Here is an 18,185-nt window from a genome sequence, read left to right as displayed (position 1 = left end):
ATGAATCGGGAGTCACGGTGAACCTCGAGACCAAATGGCTAGAGGACTTCGTTGCCCTGGCTAATACACGCAGTTTTTCCGCTTCGGCTCGCCAGCGTCATGTGACTCAGCCCGCCTTCAGTCGCCGTATTCGCTCCCTGGAGCAGGCAGTCGGGGCCACGCTGGTCGACCGTTCCACCACGCCGGTCGGATTGACGCCAGAAGGGCAGCTTTTCCTGATAACGGCACGCAACCTGGTCGAGCAGCTCAACGAAAGCCTGGGGCATCTGCGAGGCCTGGCCATGGCCAACGAGGCCCTGGATATCGTTGCTGCCCACTCCCTGGCATTGAGCTTCTTCCCGCCATGGATATCGCGCCTGCAGCAGGGTATCGGCGAGCTTCCCACGCGCCTGGTGGCCATGAACGTGGGGGAGGCCATCCATGTGCTGCGCGAAGGCAACTGTGATCTGATGCTGGCCTATCACGACTCCCACGCCACCATGCAGCTGGACTCCGAGGTGTTCCCCTCGTTCTCCATCGGCCAGGTCAAGATGGCACCGGTCTGTCTGCCGGATGAGGATGGTGAACCGCGCTTTCCCCTGCAGGCGGAGGAGCCGGTCCCCTATCTCGCCTACACCCAGGGCGCCTTCCTGGGGCGCAGCGTGCGCATGCTCCTCAAGAACGACCCACTGCGCCTGCGCCTGCGCACCGTCTACGAGACCGCCATGGCGGAAGGACTCAAGGGCATGGTGATGCAGGGCATGGGGCTGGCCTGGATTCCCGACTTCTGTATTCGCGAAGAGCTGAGAGATGGGCGGCTGGTTCGGGCCGGCGACGAAAAGTGGGATATCCCGCTGGAAATACGCCTTTACCGCTGCTCTCTGGTGCACAAGCCCGGCGTCGAAAAACTCTGGAAGCAGATGCAGAAACTGCCGCGCGACTTTCTTCAGGGCTGACTGCAACAGGGTTCTATCTACAACAGGGTACGATTCTTCGATTCTTTCACGGCTCACGGCATGCCGAAATCGGCAGGCAGGCCCAGGAAGTCCTGAATGATGAAGAAGTGGTCCTCGAACAGGCTCTCCGGGTCGAGGTCGGCCAGCGCCACCCAGCGTGCGTGATCGCCACCCTGTACCGGCTTGAGACGGGGTAGCTGCTGTTCGGGGCGCAGGGCGAAGTAGAAGGCCTCGGCCAGTGTTCGCCCACGCCAGCTGCGATGCGGCTCATCGAACAGGCGCTGGCCCCGCAACGACCCCTTGAGTACCGGCTCCGGCACCTTGAGGCGCACCCGCTCGCGCAGCTCCCGCAGGCACGCGTCCAGCAGCCGCTCATGAGGGTTGATGAAGCCTCCCGGCAGGGCGTAGAGCCCCTTGCCGGGCGCCGCGGTGCGCCTGACCAGCAGCACATGCCCCGACTGCACGACCACCGCGTTGACGGTAACGAAGATGGGCGGGTAGGGCGCCTGGGCCCAGGCGCTGCGATACTGATCGAGCAGCACCTGCTCCTCGATCAGCTGACGGTAGTCATTACCGGCGCAGAAGTCGTGGAGGGTGTCGATGACCCCGGGCGGCAGATCGTGGAAGGCGCCGGTGCTGAGGTAGTCACCGGCTGACGGGCTGGAGTGGAATAGCCGCTCACGAATCTGGCTGGCGGAGATTCCCTCTACCAGCGCCACGCTCACCGACTCCCATTGAGGAAACAGCGCCAGATAGTAGCTCGACTGGCCGCGGCTGGCCCCGATCAGCCCGATACGCGGCAGGCGCGCTCCTTGGGGACTGGCAATATCACGCACCTTGCGCTGTACATCACGCACCCAGACATCATTGTTATAGAGGGCGTCGAGCAGTGGCACCACGGCCAGCCGCTCATTCTCCTCGGCATCGAAGGCACTGCGTAGCATGGCGCTGCGCTCGTCGAAGCGCCACGGGTTGCGAAGCGAGCGCGCCTGCCAGGCCGACCCCACCATCACGATGACCTGCCTGGCACGCTTCAGGGCCTCATGGATGACCGCGAGATGTCCAAGGTGAGGCGGCTGGAACCGGCCGATAAAGACCAGGCAGTCAAAATCGGGGCGATCGGAATTGGCGTCCGTGCAAGGGGTCATGGCAGGCCTGTGATGGAGTTACCCGGCCATTATGTTAGCCACCCCGATGGCTTGCAATGTACCGGGCGCGGGCGAGACGTACGGGGTGGGGTTCGGCTATCCTGTGACGATATCACAGGGAAGCAAGGAAGTTCGATGTTCGAAGCGAGAAAGCTGTCGCCCGCCCGGCTCAAGGCCGAGACGCTCTTCTGGTGGCGAGTGATGCAGGGGGCGGTCCAGCTATGGCTGGAGCGCAATGCCTTCAGCTACGCGGGTTCACTGGCCTTCTACACGCTATTCTCCCTGGCGCCCACCATCATCATCGCGGTCACCGTGATTGGCCTGGTGCTTGGCGAGGAGGCGGCTCATGGCCAGATGGTCGCTCAGCTGCAGGGCACCATGGGGCATGATGCCGCCGCGGCCATCGAGGCCGCCGTCGCCCAGTCGCGTATCGAGGAATCGGGGCTGATGCCCAGCCTGCTGGGGGTAGGAGCCCTGCTGGTGGGTGCCACCACCGTGTTTGCCCAGATGCAGTTCTCGCTGAACACCATCTGGGGCGTGACCGCGCGCCCCAGCGCCAATAGTGCACTGATCTTTATCAAGAACCGCCTCCTGTCGTTGGCAGTGGTGGTCTCCATCGGCTTCATCCTGCTGGTATCGCTGGTCCTCGGCGTGATGCTGCGCGCCACCCTGCAGGCCGCCGACACACTGCTGCCCTATGTGGGAGCGCTGACCACCGGGGCCGAATTCCTGATCTCACTGGTGATCATTTCGCTGCTGTTCGCGACTATCTTCAAGGTCCTTCCCGATGTGGTGCTTGGCTGGCGAGACGTCATGGTAGGAGCCGTGGTCACGGCGCTGCTGTTTGCGGTAGGCCGGTCGATGATCGCCCTCTACCTCTCGCACACGGCTACCGCCTCCACCTATGGGGCGGCAGGGTCGGTGGTGATGATCCTGCTGTGGGTCTATTATTCTTCTCTAATACTTTTGTTCGGGGCGGCCTTTACCCGCTGCCACCTTATCGCGAGAGGCAGGCCCCTGGTGCCCCGGGTCACCGCCGTGGAGGTCAAGCGCGAGTTGCTGGAGCGTGATCTTGGCGGCTGACCGCGATGGGGTCCGGCTGGTGGAGAAGACATCATAGATGTATCGACAAGGAGCGCGTCATGGAGACGACCTGCGTGAAAGCCCTGGTGACCGGCAAGGTTCAGGGCGTCTGGTATCGCCGTGCCACCCAGGAGCAGGCGCTGCAGCAGGGCCTGACCGGCCATGCGATCAATCTGCCTGACGGCCGGGTGGAGGTGCTGCTTTGCGGCCGACCCGCAGCGGTCCGGGAGGTCGGTGAATGGCTCTGGAGGGGCCCGGAGCATGCCCGGGTCACCCATGTGGAGTTCAATGTTGTCGAGACGCATGCCCCGGATGACTTTCGCACCGGTTAGGTGGGAGATTGACGGCTCAGGCAAGCACCTCGGCGATCCAGTCGCTGACGGTCTGTCCTTCGACCCCGAGGCACACATCCACCAGCGGAGTGCGCGACCAGCGATCCTCGATAAAGCCACGTCCCTCGGGTGCGAAGAGTGTCTGGCCCTCGGCGTCCCCCTCGGTCACCACCGAGAGGTGGCCCCGTGAGGTGGTGAACAGCTCCGGGCGCAGCAGCCAGGCCAGGGCGCAGCTGTCGTGGGGGCAGCAACCGTCGATGCCCAGAGCCGACTGATAGAAGTCACGGTAGAAGGCGTAACTGCCTGCCAGCACCCGGCCGAGCTCGCCCTGGCCGCCCTCGATCCGCGCCATATGGGCTGGCGTCAGCACGCAGCGATGGGTGACATCCAGACCCACCAGGGTCAACGGCCAGCCAGCGGTAAGCACCCGCGCCGCTGCATCAGGATCGTTGAACATGTTGGCTTCGGCCACAGGGGTCACGTTTCCCCCTTCACGGATGGAGCCCCCCATGACAACCACACCCTTCACCTTGTCGACAAGTGTCGGGTCTAGCTGTAGCGCCGCCGCCAGATTGCCCAAGGGGCCAACGGCGACCAGGGTCACCTCTCCGGGGCGCTCATTCACCGTATCGACGATGAACTGCGCGGCACACCGACTCTCCGCTCGACCGCTTACCGTCGGCAGCGTGATATTGCCCAGGCCATTGGCGCCATGAATATGGGCGGGAGGGGCGTGGCGCGGCTTGATCAATGGTGCCGCGGCGCCCTGGGCCACGGGAATCTCGCGCCCGGCCAGCTCGGCGAGCAGCAGGGCGTTGTGGGTGGCGGTCTCGACATCCACGTTGCCGTAGGTGGTCGTCATGCCAAGCAGGTCGATCTCCGGGTGGCGCAGGGCAATGGCGATGGCCTGGGCATCGTCCACGCCCGGGTCCGTATCAAAGATGATGGAGTGGATCACATTACTCTCCGGGTCACGGGGTTTGAGGGTCGACGGGAGCATCGGGGGAGGTCGGGGCCTGTTGCAGGGCGCGCTGGACTTCATCGAGGGTGGGGATGCTCTCCGCAGCGCCGGACCGTTGCACCCCGAGAGCCGCGGCGGTAGCGGCATGACGCAAGCAGTCGTCGACGGAACTGCCAGCCTGAAGCGCCGCCAGGTAGTAGCCGATGAAGGTGTCGCCGGCCGCGGTGGTGTCGACGGCCACAACAGGTAGCGCCGGCTGATGTCGGCACATGCCATGCTGCTGGTGCCAGGCGCCTTCGCCCCCCAGGGTCAGTACTATCTCGGTCTCGGGTAGTCGCTGTGCCAGGGCATCGAGCAGATCCTGGGCACGGCTCTCCACGGGTAGCCCGACAAGCAGGGCGGCCTCCGTGCGGTTGACGAAGAGCAGTGAGCACAGATGAAGCGGGAGCCGAGCCACATTGTTATCCATGGGCGCCGGGTTGAAGGCTACCTTCAGCCCATGCTCGACGGCCAGGGGGATCAGCGTCTCGAGGCCGCTGCATTCGTTCTGCAGCAGCAACCAGTCGCCCGGCTGAGTGGTGGCAACGAGCTCTGCCAGCTCCTGCTGGGTGGTGCCATGGTTGGCACCCGGGAACAGGATGATGGCGTTCTCTCCCTGGTCATCGACCTGGATGATGGCGTGGCCGCTGGGCCCATCGAGCAGCGTCACTCTCTCGACGTCGACCCCGGCCCGGTACAGGGTGTCACGAGCCCAGGCATCCTGCTGGCCCAGGCGACCCCAGTGGCTGATGGATCCGGCGGCCCGGGCCATGGCCAGCGACTGGTTGGCGCCCTTGCCACCCAGCCCTACGCTGTAGTCATGGCTCGCCAGTGTCTCTCCCGGTGCCACCAGGTGGGGCACACGGTAGACATGATCAAGGTTGATGGAACCGTAGTTATAGCAGAGGAACCGAGGGGCACTGCCGACCCTGGCCTCGGCCTGAGGGTTGTCGAGCCGCTGCATGATCACTGCCCCCGCTTCCAGTCACTCAGGTTATTGGCCGTCAGTGTCACCACATTCTGGCGTGCCTCGGGGGTGATCCAGGCATTGTGGGGCGTGACGATCAGGTTGAGCGGTTCATTCAAGGCATCGAGCAGCGGGTGGCCATCTCGGGGAGGCTCCTCGGGGAGCACATCGACCGCCAGTCCACCGAGGCGACCCTCGCGAAGGGCCGTCAGGGCCGCGACCTCGTCGATGATGCCGCCCCTGGCACAGTTGATCAGCAGGGCGCCGGGCTTGATCCTGGCCAGCAGGTCGCCACCCACCAGGTGGTGGGTCGCTTCATTGAGAGGGCAGTGCAGACTGATGGCGTCGACCTCCGGGGCCAGATCGGCGAGGCCGGGACGCTGATCCTGAGCCTCGTTGCCGGGCCTGGCGGTGAAGGTCACCCGCATGCCCAGGGCCTCGGCCAGCTGGGCCACGCGGCCACCCAGCTCCCCTTGCCCGACAATCGCCAGATGCTTCCCTTCGAGCTGCAGGGTGCGATGGTCCATCAGGCAAAAGAAGGGGCTCTCGTTCCAGCGACCCGCCGCCACATCGCGGCCGTAGCGCGGCAGGCGATTGGCCAGGGTCAGCAGCAGCATCAGGGTGTGCTGGGCGACACTGGCGGTGCCGTAACCGGTCACGTTCCTGACCTCTACCCCCAGGCGCCGAGCCGCGGCCATGTCGATATTGTTGGTGCCCGTGGCCAGCACGCAGATCAGTTTCAGGGAGGGCAGTGCCTCCAGTGTCGCGGCATCCAGGACCACCTTGTTGACGATGGCGACATCGGCGTCTGTCAGCCTGGTCTGGGTCTCGTGGGTGGCGCTGCGCTCGTACACCACCAGCTCGTCGACCTGTTCGTGAAGGGGGGCGAGGTCGATATCGGGACCGAGGCTTGCGGCATCGAGAAGGACGGCTTTCATTACAGGGTTCCTCGTTGGATGAGGGGCGCCTTGCCCGCATAGGTATGAGGCGCGCTATAATAGCGCGCTTTGGCAGGCTTGGAAGACGCCACACTCGGCCCCATATTCATTGGGGTCGGGTCGGGCCCGACCGCGTCCTGAACTGGGTAGTGACGATTTGGAGTGATCAAACCATGCCCATCTACGAATACGAGTGCAAGGGTTGCGGCCATCGCCTCGAAAAGCTTCAGAAGTTGAGCGCCGAGCCGTTGACCGACTGTCCCGCCTGCACGACCTCGGCGCTGACCCGCCTGGTCTCCGCTGCCGGCTTCCGTCTGGCCGGTGACGGCTGGTACGAGACCGACTTCAAGTCCGGCAACAAGAAGAATCTTGCCGATAATGGCGGCGCCTCCTCCGGCGCCACGCCAGACTAGCAGGATGGGGTGGCGGCCCTCAGGCCGCCACCCCCCAGCGGTTCGACCCCGTTACTCGAACACCATTTGACTTACACCACGCAACAGAACAGGACACGACATGCGCAGCCATTATTGCGGCCAGCTCAACGAGACCCTGGTGGACCAGACGGTCACCCTGTGCGGCTGGGTACACCGCCGCCGTGACCACGGGGGCGTGATCTTCCTCGACATGCGCGATCGTGATGGTATCGCCCAGGTCGTGGTCGACCCCGACACCGCCGAGGCCTTCGCCAATGCCGACCGCGCCCGCAGCGAGTTTGTGCTGCGCATCCAGGGCCGTGTGCGGCTGCGCCCCGAGGGCACGCAAAACCCGAACATGCCCACCGGCATGATCGAGGTGCTGGCCAAGCAGGTAGAGGTGCTCAACACCGCGGCCACGCCGCCGTTCCAGCTCGACGAGCACGGCAAGGTCGGTGAGGAGGTGCGTCTCAAGCACCGCTATATCGACCTGCGTCGCCCCGAGATGATCGACAAGCTGCGTCTGCGCTCACGCATCTCTCACAGCGTACGCGCTTACCTCGAGGGGCAGGGCTTCCTCGACATCGAGACCCCGATCCTGACCCGCGCCACCCCCGAGGGTGCCCGTGACTACCTGGTGCCGAGCCGAACCCATGCGGGTAGCTTCTTCGCGCTGCCCCAGTCGCCGCAGCTCTTCAAGCAGCTGCTGATGGTGGCGGGCTTCGATCGCTACTACCAGATCGCCAAGTGCTTCCGCGACGAGGACCTGCGCGCCGACCGTCAGCCGGAGTTCACCCAGATCGACCTCGAGGCCTCCTTCGTGGAGGAAGAGGACATCATGGGCATCACCGAGGCGATGATTCGCCAGCTCTTCCAGGACGTACTCAGCGTGGAGCTCCCCGACTTCCCGCGCATGACCTGGCAGGAGGCGATGAACCGCTACGGCTCCGACAAGCCCGATCTGCGCATTCCGCTCGAGCTTACCGACGTCGACGACCTGATGAAGCAGGTCGACTTCAAGGTCTTCTCCGGTCCGGCCAGCGCCGACGACGGTCGTGTGGCCGCCCTGCGGGTGCCGGGTGGGGCCAAGCTGTCCCGCAAGGAGATCGACGAGTATACCAAGTTCGTCGGCATCTACGGCGCCAAGGGCCTAGCCTGGATCAAGGTCAACGAGCGCGCCAAGGGCCTCGAGGGACTGCAGTCGCCCATCGTCAAGTTCATGGAGAACGTGGTCGAGGAGCTGCTCGAGCGGATAGGTGCAGTGGATGGCGACATCATCTTCTTCGGTGCCGACAAGGCACGCATCGTCAACGAGGCGATCGGCGCGCTGCGGGTCAAGCTGGGTGAGGATCTCGACCTCTATACCCAGGAGTGGTCGCCGCTGTGGGTGGTGGATTTCCCCATGTTCGAGGCCGACGACAATGGCCGCCTGAGCCCGCTGCACCACCCCTTCACCTCGCCGGCCTGCAGCCCCGAGGAACTCAAGGAGAACCCCGCCGGGGCGCTCTCGCGGGCCTATGACATGGTGTTAAACGGCACCGAGCTGGGTGGCGGCTCCATTCGTATCCATGATCAGGCGATGCAGCGCCAGGTATTCGAGATCCTCGGCATCGGCGAAGAGGAGGCTCGCGAGAAGTTCGGCTTCCTGCTCGACGCCCTCCAGTACGGCGCCCCCCCCCACGGCGGCCTGGCCTTCGGGCTCGACCGACTGGTGATGCTGATGACCGGCGGACGTACCATCCGCGAGGTGATCGCCTTCCCCAAGACCCAGAGCGCGGCCTGCCTGATGACCGATGCCCCTGGCGAGGTCAGTGGCGACCAGCTCAAGGAACTCAATATCCGCCTGCGGCAGAAGGCGAGGGCGGAGACCGCCGGCGAGTAACGGCGACTCCGACCCGAAGTGATCACACCGGCGCCCGAGGGGCGCCGGTGTCATGTTGAAGCTAAGGAGAAGAGAATGGCTGGGCACAGCAAGTGGTCCAACATCAAGCATCGCAAGGCGGCTCAGGACGCCAAGCGCGGCAAGATCTTCAATAAGCTGATTCGTGAACTGACCGTGGCCGCGCGCCAGGGTGGCCCGGACCCGGCGGATAATCCGCGTCTGCGCGCCGCCGTCGACAAGGCACTCTCCAGCAATATGGCCAAGGACACCGTGCAGCGCGCCATCGATCGTGGCGCCGGCAATGTCGACGGCGACGCCATGGAGGAGTGCATCTACGAAGGCTATGGGCCGGAGGGGGTCGCGGTGATGGTCGAGTGCCTCACCGATAACCGCAACCGGACCGTCTCCGAGGTGCGACACGCCTTCAACAAGAGTGGTGGCAACCTCGGCACCAGCGGCTCGGTGGCCTTCATGTTTCACAAGCAGGGGCGCCTGGCGCTCCCCGCTGGCCTCTCGGAAGAGGCAGTGATCGAGGCCACCCTGGAGGCCGAACCCGAGGATATCGTGACCCTGGAGGACGACAGCCTGGAGGTGGTCACCAGTCCCGATGCGTACCATGAAGTCAAGGAGGCGCTGATCGAGGCAGGGATAACGCCGGAACGCAGTGAGCTGGGGCTGTTCCCGGAGACGACCACGCCCATCGCCGACGAGGAGTTGGCTCGCAAGGTGATCCGGCTGATCGATATGCTCGAGGACCTGGATGACGTCCAGAATGTCACCACCAACGCGGAGTTTGACGATGCCGTGCTCGATGCCATCGACTGAGGCCGACTCATGCTGATACTCGGCATCGATCCCGGCTCACGCATCACCGGCTATGGTGTGCTGGATGTGGCGAGCGCCACGCCGCGTTATGTGGCCAGTGGCTGCATTCGCATTCGTGCCGACGACCTGGCCCAGAAGCTCGCCCAGGTCTATGCCGGCGTTGCCGAATTGATCGCCGTACACCGTCCTGTCGAGTTCGCCATCGAACAGGTAGTGATGTCAAAGAATGCCGACTCCGCCCTGAAGCTGGGCCAGGCACGAGGCACCGCCATCGTGTGTGCCGCCAACCACGGGTTGGCGGTGAGCGAATATGGGCCGCGCCAGATCAAGCAGGCGGTCACCGGGTCAGGGCGCGCCGACAAGCTCCAGGTCCAGCATATGGTCACCGCCATACTGGGGCTCTCCGCGACGCCCCAGGCCGATGCCGCGGATGCCCTGGCCATCGCCTTGACCCACGCCCATGCGCGTCGGGGCCTGTTGACCAGCGGTAGCTTCGGAGGTCATCGCAGCCGGCGCAAGGGCGCTTCCTGGCGGGATTTTCGCCCCTGACACTGTCGCTATATGGCGACGTCACTGATGTTCTCGAACGCCGTTCTGCTGGACTGGTCAGCCCTGTGACCGACCAGTATAGTGGCGGCATCGACGGCCTCTGCCGTCTTCCCTGATGCAAGGATACGACTTTCGATGATCGGACGCCTGCGAGGTACGCTTCTCGATAAACAGCCCCCCTGGTTGGTGGTAGATGTGGCCGGCGTCGGCTATGAGCTGGAAGCGTCCATGACCACACTGGTGGCGCTGCCGGCCGCCGGCGAAACGATATCTCTCTACACGCATCTCACCGTCCGGGATGATGCTCACCTGCTGTATGGCTTTCTGCGCGAGCAGGAGCGCACCATGTTCCGCGCCCTGATCAAGGTCAACGGGGTGGGGCCCAAGCTGGCATTGGCCATTCTCTCGGGTATGGACGAGGGCGCCTTTCGGCGCTGTGTTCTGGATGATGACATCAAGTCCCTGACGCGACTCCCCGGGGTCGGCAAGAAGACCGCCGAGCGGTTGATCATCGAGATGCGCGACCGTTTCCCTCATTGGGAGGCCCCCGAGGCTGCCCTGTTGGACGGGGGGGAGGGCGAGCCCCCCGCGGGCTCGCCAAGGGACACGCTGGCCGACGCCGAAGCGGCGCTGGTCACCCTCGGCTACAAGCCGACCGAGGCGTCCAGGATGCTCGCCGGCCTGGAGGGCGAGCCCTCCACCGAAGCCATGATCAAGGCGGCCCTCAGCCGCCGGATGGCGGGGTAGCGTCATGCTGGAGAGCGACCGCCTGATCGCCGCCGACGTCCGCGAAGGAGAAGAGCCCGTCGACCGCGCCATCCGCCCCAAGCGGCTGACCGACTACATCGGTCAGCCCCGGGTACGCGAACAGCTCGATATCTTTATCGGAGCGGCTCGCGGGCGCAGCGAGAGTCTCGACCATACCCTGATCTTCGGCCCCCCGGGGCTCGGCAAGACGACGCTGGCCAATATCATCGCCGAAGAGATGGGGGTCGGGCTCAAGTCGACCTCCGGACCGGTGCTGGAGCGCGCAGGCGACCTTGCCGCCATGCTCACCAACCTCGAGCCCGGTGATGTGTTGTTTATCGACGAGATCCATCGCCTCTCGGCGGTGGTGGAAGAGATTCTCTATCCCGCCATGGAGGACTTCCAGCTCGATATCGTGATCGGAGAGGGGCCGGCGGCGCGCTCCATCAAGCTCGACCTGCCTCCCTTCACCCTGGTTGGCGCCACCACCCGAGCGGGGCTTCTCACCTCACCGCTGCGCGACCGCTTTGGCATCGTTCAGCGGCTTGAGTTCTATGCCGTCGAGGAACTCTCCGAGATCGTGGCCCGCTCGGCTCGTCTGATGGGGGTCGATGCCGATCCGGAGGGTGCCCTCGAGGTGGCACGTCGTTCCCGCGGCACGCCGCGTATCGCCAATCGGCTGCTGCGTCGAGTGCGTGACTATGCCGAGGTTCGCGGCAATGGCCATATCGATGCCGCCATCGCCGATCGTGCCCTGGACATGCTTCACGTGGACCAGCATGGCCTCGACCATATGGATCGCCGCCTGCTGGTCGCGATGATCGAGAAGTTCGATGGGGGGCCGGTGGGGGTGGACTCCCTGGCCGCTGCCATCGGCGAGGAGCGAGACACCATCGAGGACGTGATCGAGCCCTACCTGATCCAGCAGGGGCTGATGATGCGCACCGCCCGAGGCCGCGTCGTTACCCGTCAGGCCTGGCAGCATTTCGGCCTGGCCCCTTCGGCGAGTGCCGAGGATGCGGCGGGGGAGACGCGGCCATGAGCGGGTTTCGCTTCCCGGTAAGGGTCTATATCGAGGATACCGATGCCGGCGGTATCGTCTACTACGTCAATTACCTCAAGTACATGGAGCGGGCGCGCAGCGAGTGGCTGCGCGCCCGGGGCATCACCCAGCGCGAGCTGTTCGAGAGCGGCGTGCAGCTGGTGGTCCACCGTCTCGAGTGCCGCTACCTCTCGTCTGCCAGACTGGATGACGCCCTCGAGGTGAGTGCCGATGTGCTGAGCGCTGGGCGTGTTCGGCTGCAGTTCGAGCAGCAGGTGACCCGCCACGGGGAACCTCTGTGCGAAGCCCGGGTCGACATCGCCTGTATCGATGCCAGCCGACACAGGCCGACACCCTGGCCGGCCCCGCTCGCCGAGCTGCTGCATCCCACCACTGCTCAATCCCAAGCCTGACGAGGATTCCCGTGAACGACGCCATGTCCATTCCCCATTTGATCATGAACGCCAGCACCGTGGTGCAGCTGGTCATGCTGCTGCTTACGGTGGGCTCGATCCTGTCGTGGGTCGTGATCTTCCAGCGCACCTTCATGATGCGACGCGCCCGCAAGGCCCATCGTGGCTTCGAGGATCGCTTCTGGTCCGGAGTTGACCTCAACGAGCTCTATCGCGAGGTGCCCCCGGAGCAGGAGACCCAAGGGGCCGAGCATATCTTTCGAGCCGGCTTTCGCGAGTTCAACCGCCTGATGCCCAAGACGCGAAGCCCCCAGGCGATCCTCGACGGCGTCCAACGCAGCATGCGCGTGGCCTGGTCCCGGGAGGAGGAGCGACTCAACCTGCACCTGGTGTTCCTCGCCACCGTGGCCTCGGCCAGCCCCTATATCGGCCTGTTCGGCACGGTATGGGGCATCATGGGCTCCTTCCAGTCGCTCTCCATGACCCAACAGGCGACTCTCTCCACCGTCGCCCCCTGGATTGCCGAAGCGCTGATAGCCACCGCCATGGGCCTGTTTGCCGCCATCCCGGCGGTGGTCTTCTACAACCGGCTCTCCGCCGAATCGGGTCGACTGCTCGGCAAGTACGAGGATTTCGCCGAGGAGTTCCACTCCATCCTGCACCGCAACTTGCAGGGTCGGTCCGACGCCGGCGGCGCCTGAGGGAGTCACGTCATGCATGGACCCTTTCATCGCGGGGGAGCCCGCAAGCCCCTCGCCGAGATCAATGTGGTTCCCTTTATCGACGTCATGCTGGTGTTGCTGGTCATCTTCATGATCACCGCGCCGATGCTGACTCAGGGGGTGGATGTCGACCTGCCTCAGGTGACCTCGGAGCCCATCGATCCTCCGGAAGATAGTGACCCCATCATCGTGTCGGTGGATCGCGAGGGGCAGCACTATCTCTCCATCGGTGGTGACGAGACCGCCATGCCTCTCGAGGAGCTGGCCGATCGCGTGATCATCCTGCTTGAACGCAAGCCCGGCACCCCGGTGATGGTGCGCGGTGATCGCAACGTCTCCTATGGCCAGGTGGTGACCCTGATGGGCACGCTGCAGACCGCCGGCGTCGGTAGTGTCGGCCTGATCTCCGAGCCGCCGAGTGGGGGGGAGTAAGCTCACCATGGCCAGACGACAGGCTCGAGTAGGCTATGGCATACCGACGCTGCTGGCGGTGGGGCTGCATGTGCTGGTGTTGCTGGTGAGTGTGATCAGCCTGCCGACCAGGGAACATGAGCCCAGCCCCTCGTCCATTGTTCAGGCGACCCTGGTCAGTACCGAGACGGTCACCGACCAGGCCCAGCGTGCCGAAGAGGCGCGTCAGCGTGCCCTGGCCAGACAGGCGGCGGAAGAGGCGGCCGCCCAGGAGGAGCAACGCCAGGCGGCGGAAGAGGCAGCCACCCAGGAGGCACAGCGCCAGTCCGACCAGGCCGCCGAGGAGCAGGCGCGTGAAGCCGCGCGCCAGGCCGCCGAAGCCGAAGCGGTACGGCGTGCCGAGGAGGCGGAAGCCGAGACGCGCCGTCTCCAGCAGCAGCGTGACGCCGAGGCAGAGGCACAACGCGAGCGCGAAGCCGAGGCACAGCGCCATCGTGAGGAGGAGGCCGCCCAACAGCGCGAGGCCGAGGAGCAGGCCCGACGTGAACGGGAAGCGGAGGAGCAGCGTCAGCGAGAGGCGGAAGAACAGGCCCGGCGCGAGCGCGAAGCCGAGGAGCAACGCCGCCGCGAGGAGGAGGCCGCCCGACAGCGCGAGGCCGAGGAGCAGCGCCAGCGTGAGGCGGAAGAGCAGGCCCGGCGTGAACGGGAAGCCGAGGAGCAGGCCCAGCGTGAGCGGGAAGCCGAGGAGCAGCGCCGCCGTGAGGAGGAGGCCGCCCGACAGCGCGAGGCCGAAGAACAGGCCCGTCTGGCTCGTGAGCAGGCCGAGGCCGAGATGCAGCGGTTGATCGAGGGGGCAGACGAACGTGTCGCCAATGCGCAACAGGGACAGCAGGCCGCCAACGACTTTATTGCCCTGGTACGCCGGGCCGTGGAGCAGGCCTGGCGCATTCCGCCCAATGTCTCCTCGGGAGCAACGGCCGAGATCTCGGTGCGACTGGGACCCTCCGGGGAGCTGTTTGTCGCCGAGATCTCCCGCTCCAGTGGGGATAGTGCCTTCGATCGATCCGCCGTGCAGGCCGTCGAGGCCGCCGCGCCATTCGCCGAACTGCGACAGTTGCCAGCCGGCGTGCAACGCGATTACCGTCAATTCAATCTGCGCTTCAGACCGGGAGACGTACGCTGATGAAATCCTTGATGACTGCATGGCTGACCGCCGCCCTGCTGATGGTGAGTCAGCTTGCCCAGGCCGACCTGACCATCGAGATCACACGGGGCAACGAGAGTGCCACACCCATTGCCGTGGTCCCCTTCGCGGGCACCGAAGGGCTGCCCGAGGATGTCGCTCGGGTGGTTCATGATGATCTCGAGCGCAGCGGTTACTTCGACCCGCTGCCGCGTCGTCAGATGATGGATCAGCCGGCCAGTGCCGATGAGGTGCGATACGGTAACTGGAAGGCATTGGATGTTCGCTACTTAGTGGTGGGCAGCGCCACGCAGGAGGGCGAGGGCTATCGGCTGCGCTTCGAGCTGATGGATGTCAGTGGCGAGAAGCGCATGCTCGGTGAGGTGGTCACCGCCAGCGCGGGTGAACTGCGCGGCGCCGGCCACCATATCAGCGACCAGATATTCGAGGCGATCACCGGGATTCGTGGCGCCTTTTCCACCCGCATTGCCTATGTCACCTCCCAGGGAGTCGGTGACAATATGCAGTTCGCGCTCTATGTGGCCGATGCCGATGGACACAACAGCCAGCAGGTGCTGAGTTCCCCGCAACCGATCCTGTCGCCGGCCTGGTCACCGGATGGCCGCAAGCTGGCCTATGTCTCCTTCGAGACCGAGCGGTCGGCGATCTATGTGCAAGACATTGAAACCGGTAAGCGGGCGCGTATCAGCTCCTTCACCGGTATCAATGGGGCGCCGGCCTGGTCACCCGACGGCCGCCGACTGGCGATGTCGCTCTCCAAGGATGGCCAGCCGGAGATCTATGTGATGGACATCGGCTCGCGCAGCCTGCAGCGCATCACCAATGACTCGGCCATCGATACCGAGCCCTCCTGGGGACCGGACGGACGCAGCCTGGTATTTACCTCCGACCGCAGCGGCGGCCCCCAGCTCTATCGCCATGACCTGGCCAGCGGGGAGCAGAAGCGCCTCACCTTCACCGGCAACTACAATGCCCGAGGACGCTTCTCGCCGGACGGCGAGGCGCTGTTCCTGATCCACCGTTCCAGCAACGGTTACCAGGTCGCTCGCCAGGACCTGGGGAGCGGTCGCCTGGTGACGCTCAGCGACTCTCGCTGGGACGAGTCGCCCAGTGTTGCGCCCAACGGGACCATGGTAATCTTCGCCACCCAGCAGGGTAACAGCGGGGTGCTGGGGGCAGTCACCGCGGATGGCCGTGCCTCCTTCCGACTGCCCTCCGCTCAAGGTGATGTGCGCGAGCCCGCGTGGTCACCTTTCATGAACTGATCCTTCAGGAGTATGAAACGATGCAATTCAAGCCTTATGCCCGTTCCCTGGCGGTAGCCCTGTCGCTGGCCCTGGTGGCCGGCTGCTCCAGCACCGGCGGTACCCAGGATGGCGCCATGGACGAAACCCGCGATGGTAGCGGCGTCAGCAGTAGTGGCGTGAGTGATGGCCGCACCAGTGGCTCCGGTTACGGCGGCACGTCGGGTGCGGCCGGGCAGCAGGCGGATGGACGCATTCCGCAGCAGCGTACGGTCTATTTCGAGTTCGACAGCGACCGCATCCGCAGCGAGTTCGAACCGGTCCTGGCCGCCAATGCCCGCTATTTGCGCGAGAATGGCAATGTCCGCGTGGTGCTCCAGGGGCACACCGACGAGCGCGGGACTCGCGAGTACAACATGGCGCTGGGTGAGCGACGCGCTCGCTCCGTGGAGAAGTTTCTCTCCGTGCAGGGCGTTTCTCCCTCCCAGGTCGAGGTCGTCAGCTACGGCGAGGAGCGCCCCGCTGCGCGTGGCCAGAATGAACAGGCCTTCGCCCAGAACCGTCGCGTAGTGTTCGCCTACTGAGGCAACACTTCGACACGAGGGAGACACAGATGGAACACGGTCTGAAGAGGCTGTGCGGTGCGGGAGCCCTGGTGCTCCCGCTCTCCGTAGGGGTTCCCGCACTGGCTCAGCAGCCAGTGGTCGAGGACCTGACCGCGCAAACCAGCACGTTTTACCAGCAGACGGATACCCGTGAGCCCGCGGGTGGCAGCCTGGTGATCTTCAACCAGGTGCAGGAGCACCAGGAAGAGCTTCGCCGACTGCGTGGCCAGGTCGAGGAGTTGCGCCATCAGCTCGAGCAGCTTCGCGGCCAGACCCGCCAGCAGTATATGGATCTGGAGGACCGGCTGTCTTCGGTATCGGCCGGCATGAGTCGGTCATCGCCGGATGAGGAAACCCGTGACGAAGCGCATGACGAGCGACCCAACAGCGAGTCAGAAAGGCGAGACGCGGAGACCGGCACGGCGTCACCGAATGCCGAGGACTCCGATGTCCAGGCGGCCTACCAGAAGGCCTTCTCCAGCGTACAGGCGCGGGAGTTCGACAGGGCCATCGCCGCCTTCGATAGCTTTGTCGGCAGTTACCCCGAGAGTCGCCTGACCCCCAATGCCCACTATTGGCTGGGTGAGCTACACGCCGCAGAGGGCCGCCTGGAGCCCGCCGAGGCCGCCTTTCGCACCGTTCTTGACGACTTTCCGGAGAGCAACAAGGTGCCCGACGCCCTCTACAAGCTGGGGCTGCTCAAGGCCCGCATGGGCCAGCCGGATGCCAGCCGGGAGCTGCTCGAACGGGTCCGTGAGGCGCACCCCGAGAGCACCGCGGCGGGGCTGGCCGACGACTTCCTGCGGCAGTCCGGTAACTGACTCATCGAGGAGACTCCATGACCATCTGCAAGATCGACTATCAGGCACCGAATGGGCTGCTGAATGACCGCGTTATTCTGGTGACCGGTGCCGGTGATGGCATCGGCCGAACCGCGGCGCTGACCTATGCCCGACACGGCGCGACGGTCATTCTGCTGGGACGCACCATCGCCAAGCTGGAGGCGGTCTACGACGAGATCGAGGCCGCCGGTGGCCCGCAGCCGGCGATCTTTCCGCTGAACTTCGAGGGTGCCAGCCTCAAGGACTACCAGGATATGGCCGACACGCTGGACAAGGAGTTCGGTCGCCTGGACGGGATCCTTCACAATGCCGGGCTGCTCGGTCGCATCACGCCCTTCGAGCAGTATAATCCCCAGCTCTGGGATCAGGTCATGCAGGTCAACATCAACGGACCGATCGCAATGACCCAGGCGCTGCTGCCCCTGCTCAAGAGCTCTGCGGATGCCTCGGTGATCTTTACCTCCTCCAGCGTGGGCAGGAAGGGGCGTGCCTACTGGGGCGCCTATGCGGTCTCCAAGTTTGCCACCGAAGGCTTCGTGGAGGTGCTTGCCGATGAGCTGGAGCACCTGGGCTCGGTGCGGGTCAATAGCCTCAACCCCGGCGCGACGCGTACCCAGATGCGCCGTAGTGCCTATCCGGGGGAGGACCCTGACACCCTGCGCACCCCGGAGGAGATCATGCCTACCTATCTATGGTTGATTGGGCCGGATAGCCGTGGGCATAACGGCGAAAAATTCGACGCCCAGCCACCAAAGGCTTAGTCCCACGAATCGCGCACGACTGGTGTCACACGCGACAATGTGCAGCGACAACCCTTGCAGGGTGGGGGGGAGGGGGCTGAGGCGCCATCCCTGGTCGCTGCCTCAGCCACTCTTGCTCCTCG

21 protein-coding genes are annotated in these 18,185 nt (G+C 64.9%); 17 read left to right on the top strand and 4 right to left on the bottom strand.

Annotated elements, in window-relative coordinates:
* The first annotated feature begins 17 nt into the window (after positions 1-17).
* Complete coding sequence (locus E0702_RS00875; protein WP_132041076.1) at positions 18-935, top strand: LysR substrate-binding domain-containing protein; 918 nt, start codon at positions 18-20, stop codon at positions 933-935.
* Between the two features lie 53 nt (positions 936-988).
* Here E0702_RS00875 and E0702_RS00870 read toward each other — a convergent pair whose 3' ends face one another.
* Positions 989-2,083 (bottom strand): bifunctional nicotinamide-nucleotide adenylyltransferase/Nudix hydroxylase, encoded by a 1,095-nt coding sequence (locus tag E0702_RS00870; protein WP_132041075.1) that lies wholly within the window; start codon positions 2,081-2,083, stop codon positions 989-991.
* A gap of 135 nt (positions 2,084-2,218) precedes the next feature.
* Here E0702_RS00870 and E0702_RS00865 point away from each other — a divergent pair, with 135 nt between their 5' ends.
* Positions 2,219-3,166 (top strand): YihY/virulence factor BrkB family protein, encoded by a 948-nt coding sequence (locus E0702_RS00865; protein ID WP_132041074.1) that lies wholly within the window; start codon positions 2,219-2,221, stop codon positions 3,164-3,166.
* A gap of 59 nt (positions 3,167-3,225) precedes the next feature.
* A complete protein-coding gene (locus E0702_RS00860; protein ID WP_132041073.1) occupies positions 3,226-3,498 on the top strand; it encodes an acylphosphatase in 273 nt (90 codons plus the stop codon).
* A gap of 16 nt (positions 3,499-3,514) precedes the next feature.
* Here E0702_RS00860 and E0702_RS00855 read toward each other — a convergent pair whose 3' ends face one another.
* Genes E0702_RS00855 through E0702_RS00845 form a run of 3 tightly spaced genes read right to left on the bottom strand, consistent with a single transcriptional unit; the run spans position 3,515 to position 6,403 of the window.
* A complete protein-coding gene (locus tag E0702_RS00855) occupies positions 3,515-4,456 on the bottom strand; it encodes a nucleoside hydrolase (RefSeq protein WP_132041072.1) in 942 nt (313 codons plus the stop codon).
* 13 nt (positions 4,457-4,469) lie between these two features.
* Positions 4,470-5,462, bottom strand: a complete 993-nt coding sequence (locus E0702_RS00850) for a ribokinase (RefSeq protein WP_132041071.1) — start codon at positions 5,460-5,462, stop codon at positions 4,470-4,472.
* A 2-nt stretch (positions 5,463-5,464) separates the two neighbouring features.
* Positions 5,465-6,403 (bottom strand): D-2-hydroxyacid dehydrogenase, encoded by a 939-nt coding sequence (locus E0702_RS00845; protein WP_132041070.1) that lies wholly within the window; start codon positions 6,401-6,403, stop codon positions 5,465-5,467.
* A gap of 173 nt (positions 6,404-6,576) precedes the next feature.
* Between E0702_RS00845 and E0702_RS00840 the strand changes: the two genes are divergently transcribed.
* The 14 genes from E0702_RS00840 (at position 6,577) to E0702_RS00775 (ending at position 18,063) form a co-directional block, all read left to right on the top strand.
* Positions 6,577-6,816 (top strand): FmdB family zinc ribbon protein, encoded by a 240-nt coding sequence (locus E0702_RS00840; RefSeq protein WP_132041069.1) that lies wholly within the window; start codon positions 6,577-6,579, stop codon positions 6,814-6,816.
* 100 nt (positions 6,817-6,916) lie between these two features.
* Positions 6,917-8,698, top strand: a complete 1,782-nt coding sequence (aspS, locus tag E0702_RS00835) for an aspartate--tRNA ligase (RefSeq protein WP_132041068.1) — start codon at positions 6,917-6,919, stop codon at positions 8,696-8,698.
* Positions 8,699-8,773: 75 nt separating this feature from the next.
* Entirely contained in the window at positions 8,774-9,523 is a 750-nt protein-coding gene (locus tag E0702_RS00830; protein WP_132041067.1) for a YebC/PmpR family DNA-binding transcriptional regulator, read from the top strand.
* A gap of 9 nt (positions 9,524-9,532) precedes the next feature.
* Complete coding sequence (ruvC, locus tag E0702_RS00825) at positions 9,533-10,072, top strand: crossover junction endodeoxyribonuclease RuvC (RefSeq protein ID WP_132041066.1); 540 nt, start codon at positions 9,533-9,535, stop codon at positions 10,070-10,072.
* A 135-nt stretch (positions 10,073-10,207) separates the two neighbouring features.
* Positions 10,208-10,819: a Holliday junction branch migration protein RuvA gene (gene ruvA, locus E0702_RS00820; protein WP_132041065.1), complete on the top strand. Its 612-nt coding sequence runs from the start codon at positions 10,208-10,210 to the stop codon at positions 10,817-10,819.
* Between the two features lie 4 nt (positions 10,820-10,823).
* Positions 10,824-11,861 (top strand): Holliday junction branch migration DNA helicase RuvB, encoded by a 1,038-nt coding sequence (gene ruvB / locus E0702_RS00815; RefSeq protein ID WP_132041064.1) that lies wholly within the window; start codon positions 10,824-10,826, stop codon positions 11,859-11,861.
* Positions 11,858-12,274 (top strand): tol-pal system-associated acyl-CoA thioesterase, encoded by a 417-nt coding sequence (gene ybgC, locus E0702_RS00810; RefSeq protein ID WP_132041063.1) that lies wholly within the window; start codon positions 11,858-11,860, stop codon positions 12,272-12,274. Before ruvB ends, ybgC begins: the two co-directional genes overlap by 4 nt.
* 11 nt (positions 12,275-12,285) lie before the next feature.
* Entirely contained in the window at positions 12,286-12,975 is a 690-nt protein-coding gene (gene tolQ / locus E0702_RS00805) for a protein TolQ (RefSeq protein WP_132041062.1), read from the top strand.
* 12 nt (positions 12,976-12,987) lie between these two features.
* Positions 12,988-13,428, top strand: a complete 441-nt coding sequence (tolR, locus tag E0702_RS00800) for a protein TolR (protein ID WP_132041061.1) — start codon at positions 12,988-12,990, stop codon at positions 13,426-13,428.
* Between the two features lie 7 nt (positions 13,429-13,435).
* Positions 13,436-14,590: a cell envelope integrity protein TolA gene (tolA, locus tag E0702_RS00795; protein ID WP_132041060.1), complete on the top strand. Its 1,155-nt coding sequence runs from the start codon at positions 13,436-13,438 to the stop codon at positions 14,588-14,590.
* Positions 14,590-15,876, top strand: a complete 1,287-nt coding sequence (tolB, locus tag E0702_RS00790) for a Tol-Pal system beta propeller repeat protein TolB (RefSeq protein WP_132041059.1) — start codon at positions 14,590-14,592, stop codon at positions 15,874-15,876. Before tolA ends, tolB begins: the two co-directional genes overlap by 1 nt.
* Before the next feature lie 20 nt (positions 15,877-15,896).
* On the top strand, positions 15,897-16,439 hold the full coding sequence (gene pal, locus E0702_RS00785; protein WP_132041058.1) for a peptidoglycan-associated lipoprotein Pal: 543 nt from the start codon (positions 15,897-15,899) through the stop codon (positions 16,437-16,439).
* A 29-nt stretch (positions 16,440-16,468) separates the two neighbouring features.
* Complete coding sequence (gene ybgF, locus E0702_RS00780; protein ID WP_132041057.1) at positions 16,469-17,281, top strand: tol-pal system protein YbgF; 813 nt, start codon at positions 16,469-16,471, stop codon at positions 17,279-17,281.
* Positions 17,282-17,298: 17 nt separating this feature from the next.
* Positions 17,299-18,063: a YciK family oxidoreductase gene (locus tag E0702_RS00775; protein WP_132041056.1), complete on the top strand. Its 765-nt coding sequence runs from the start codon at positions 17,299-17,301 to the stop codon at positions 18,061-18,063.
* The last annotated feature ends 122 nt before the right edge of the window (positions 18,064-18,185 follow it).

The organism is Halomonas marinisediminis, assembly GCF_004347715.1.
Classification (GTDB): Bacteria; Pseudomonadota; Gammaproteobacteria; order Pseudomonadales; family Halomonadaceae; genus Halomonas; species Halomonas icarae.
Note: the sequence above shows the minus strand (reverse complement) of the source record. Positions and strands in the feature narration are given on the sequence as shown.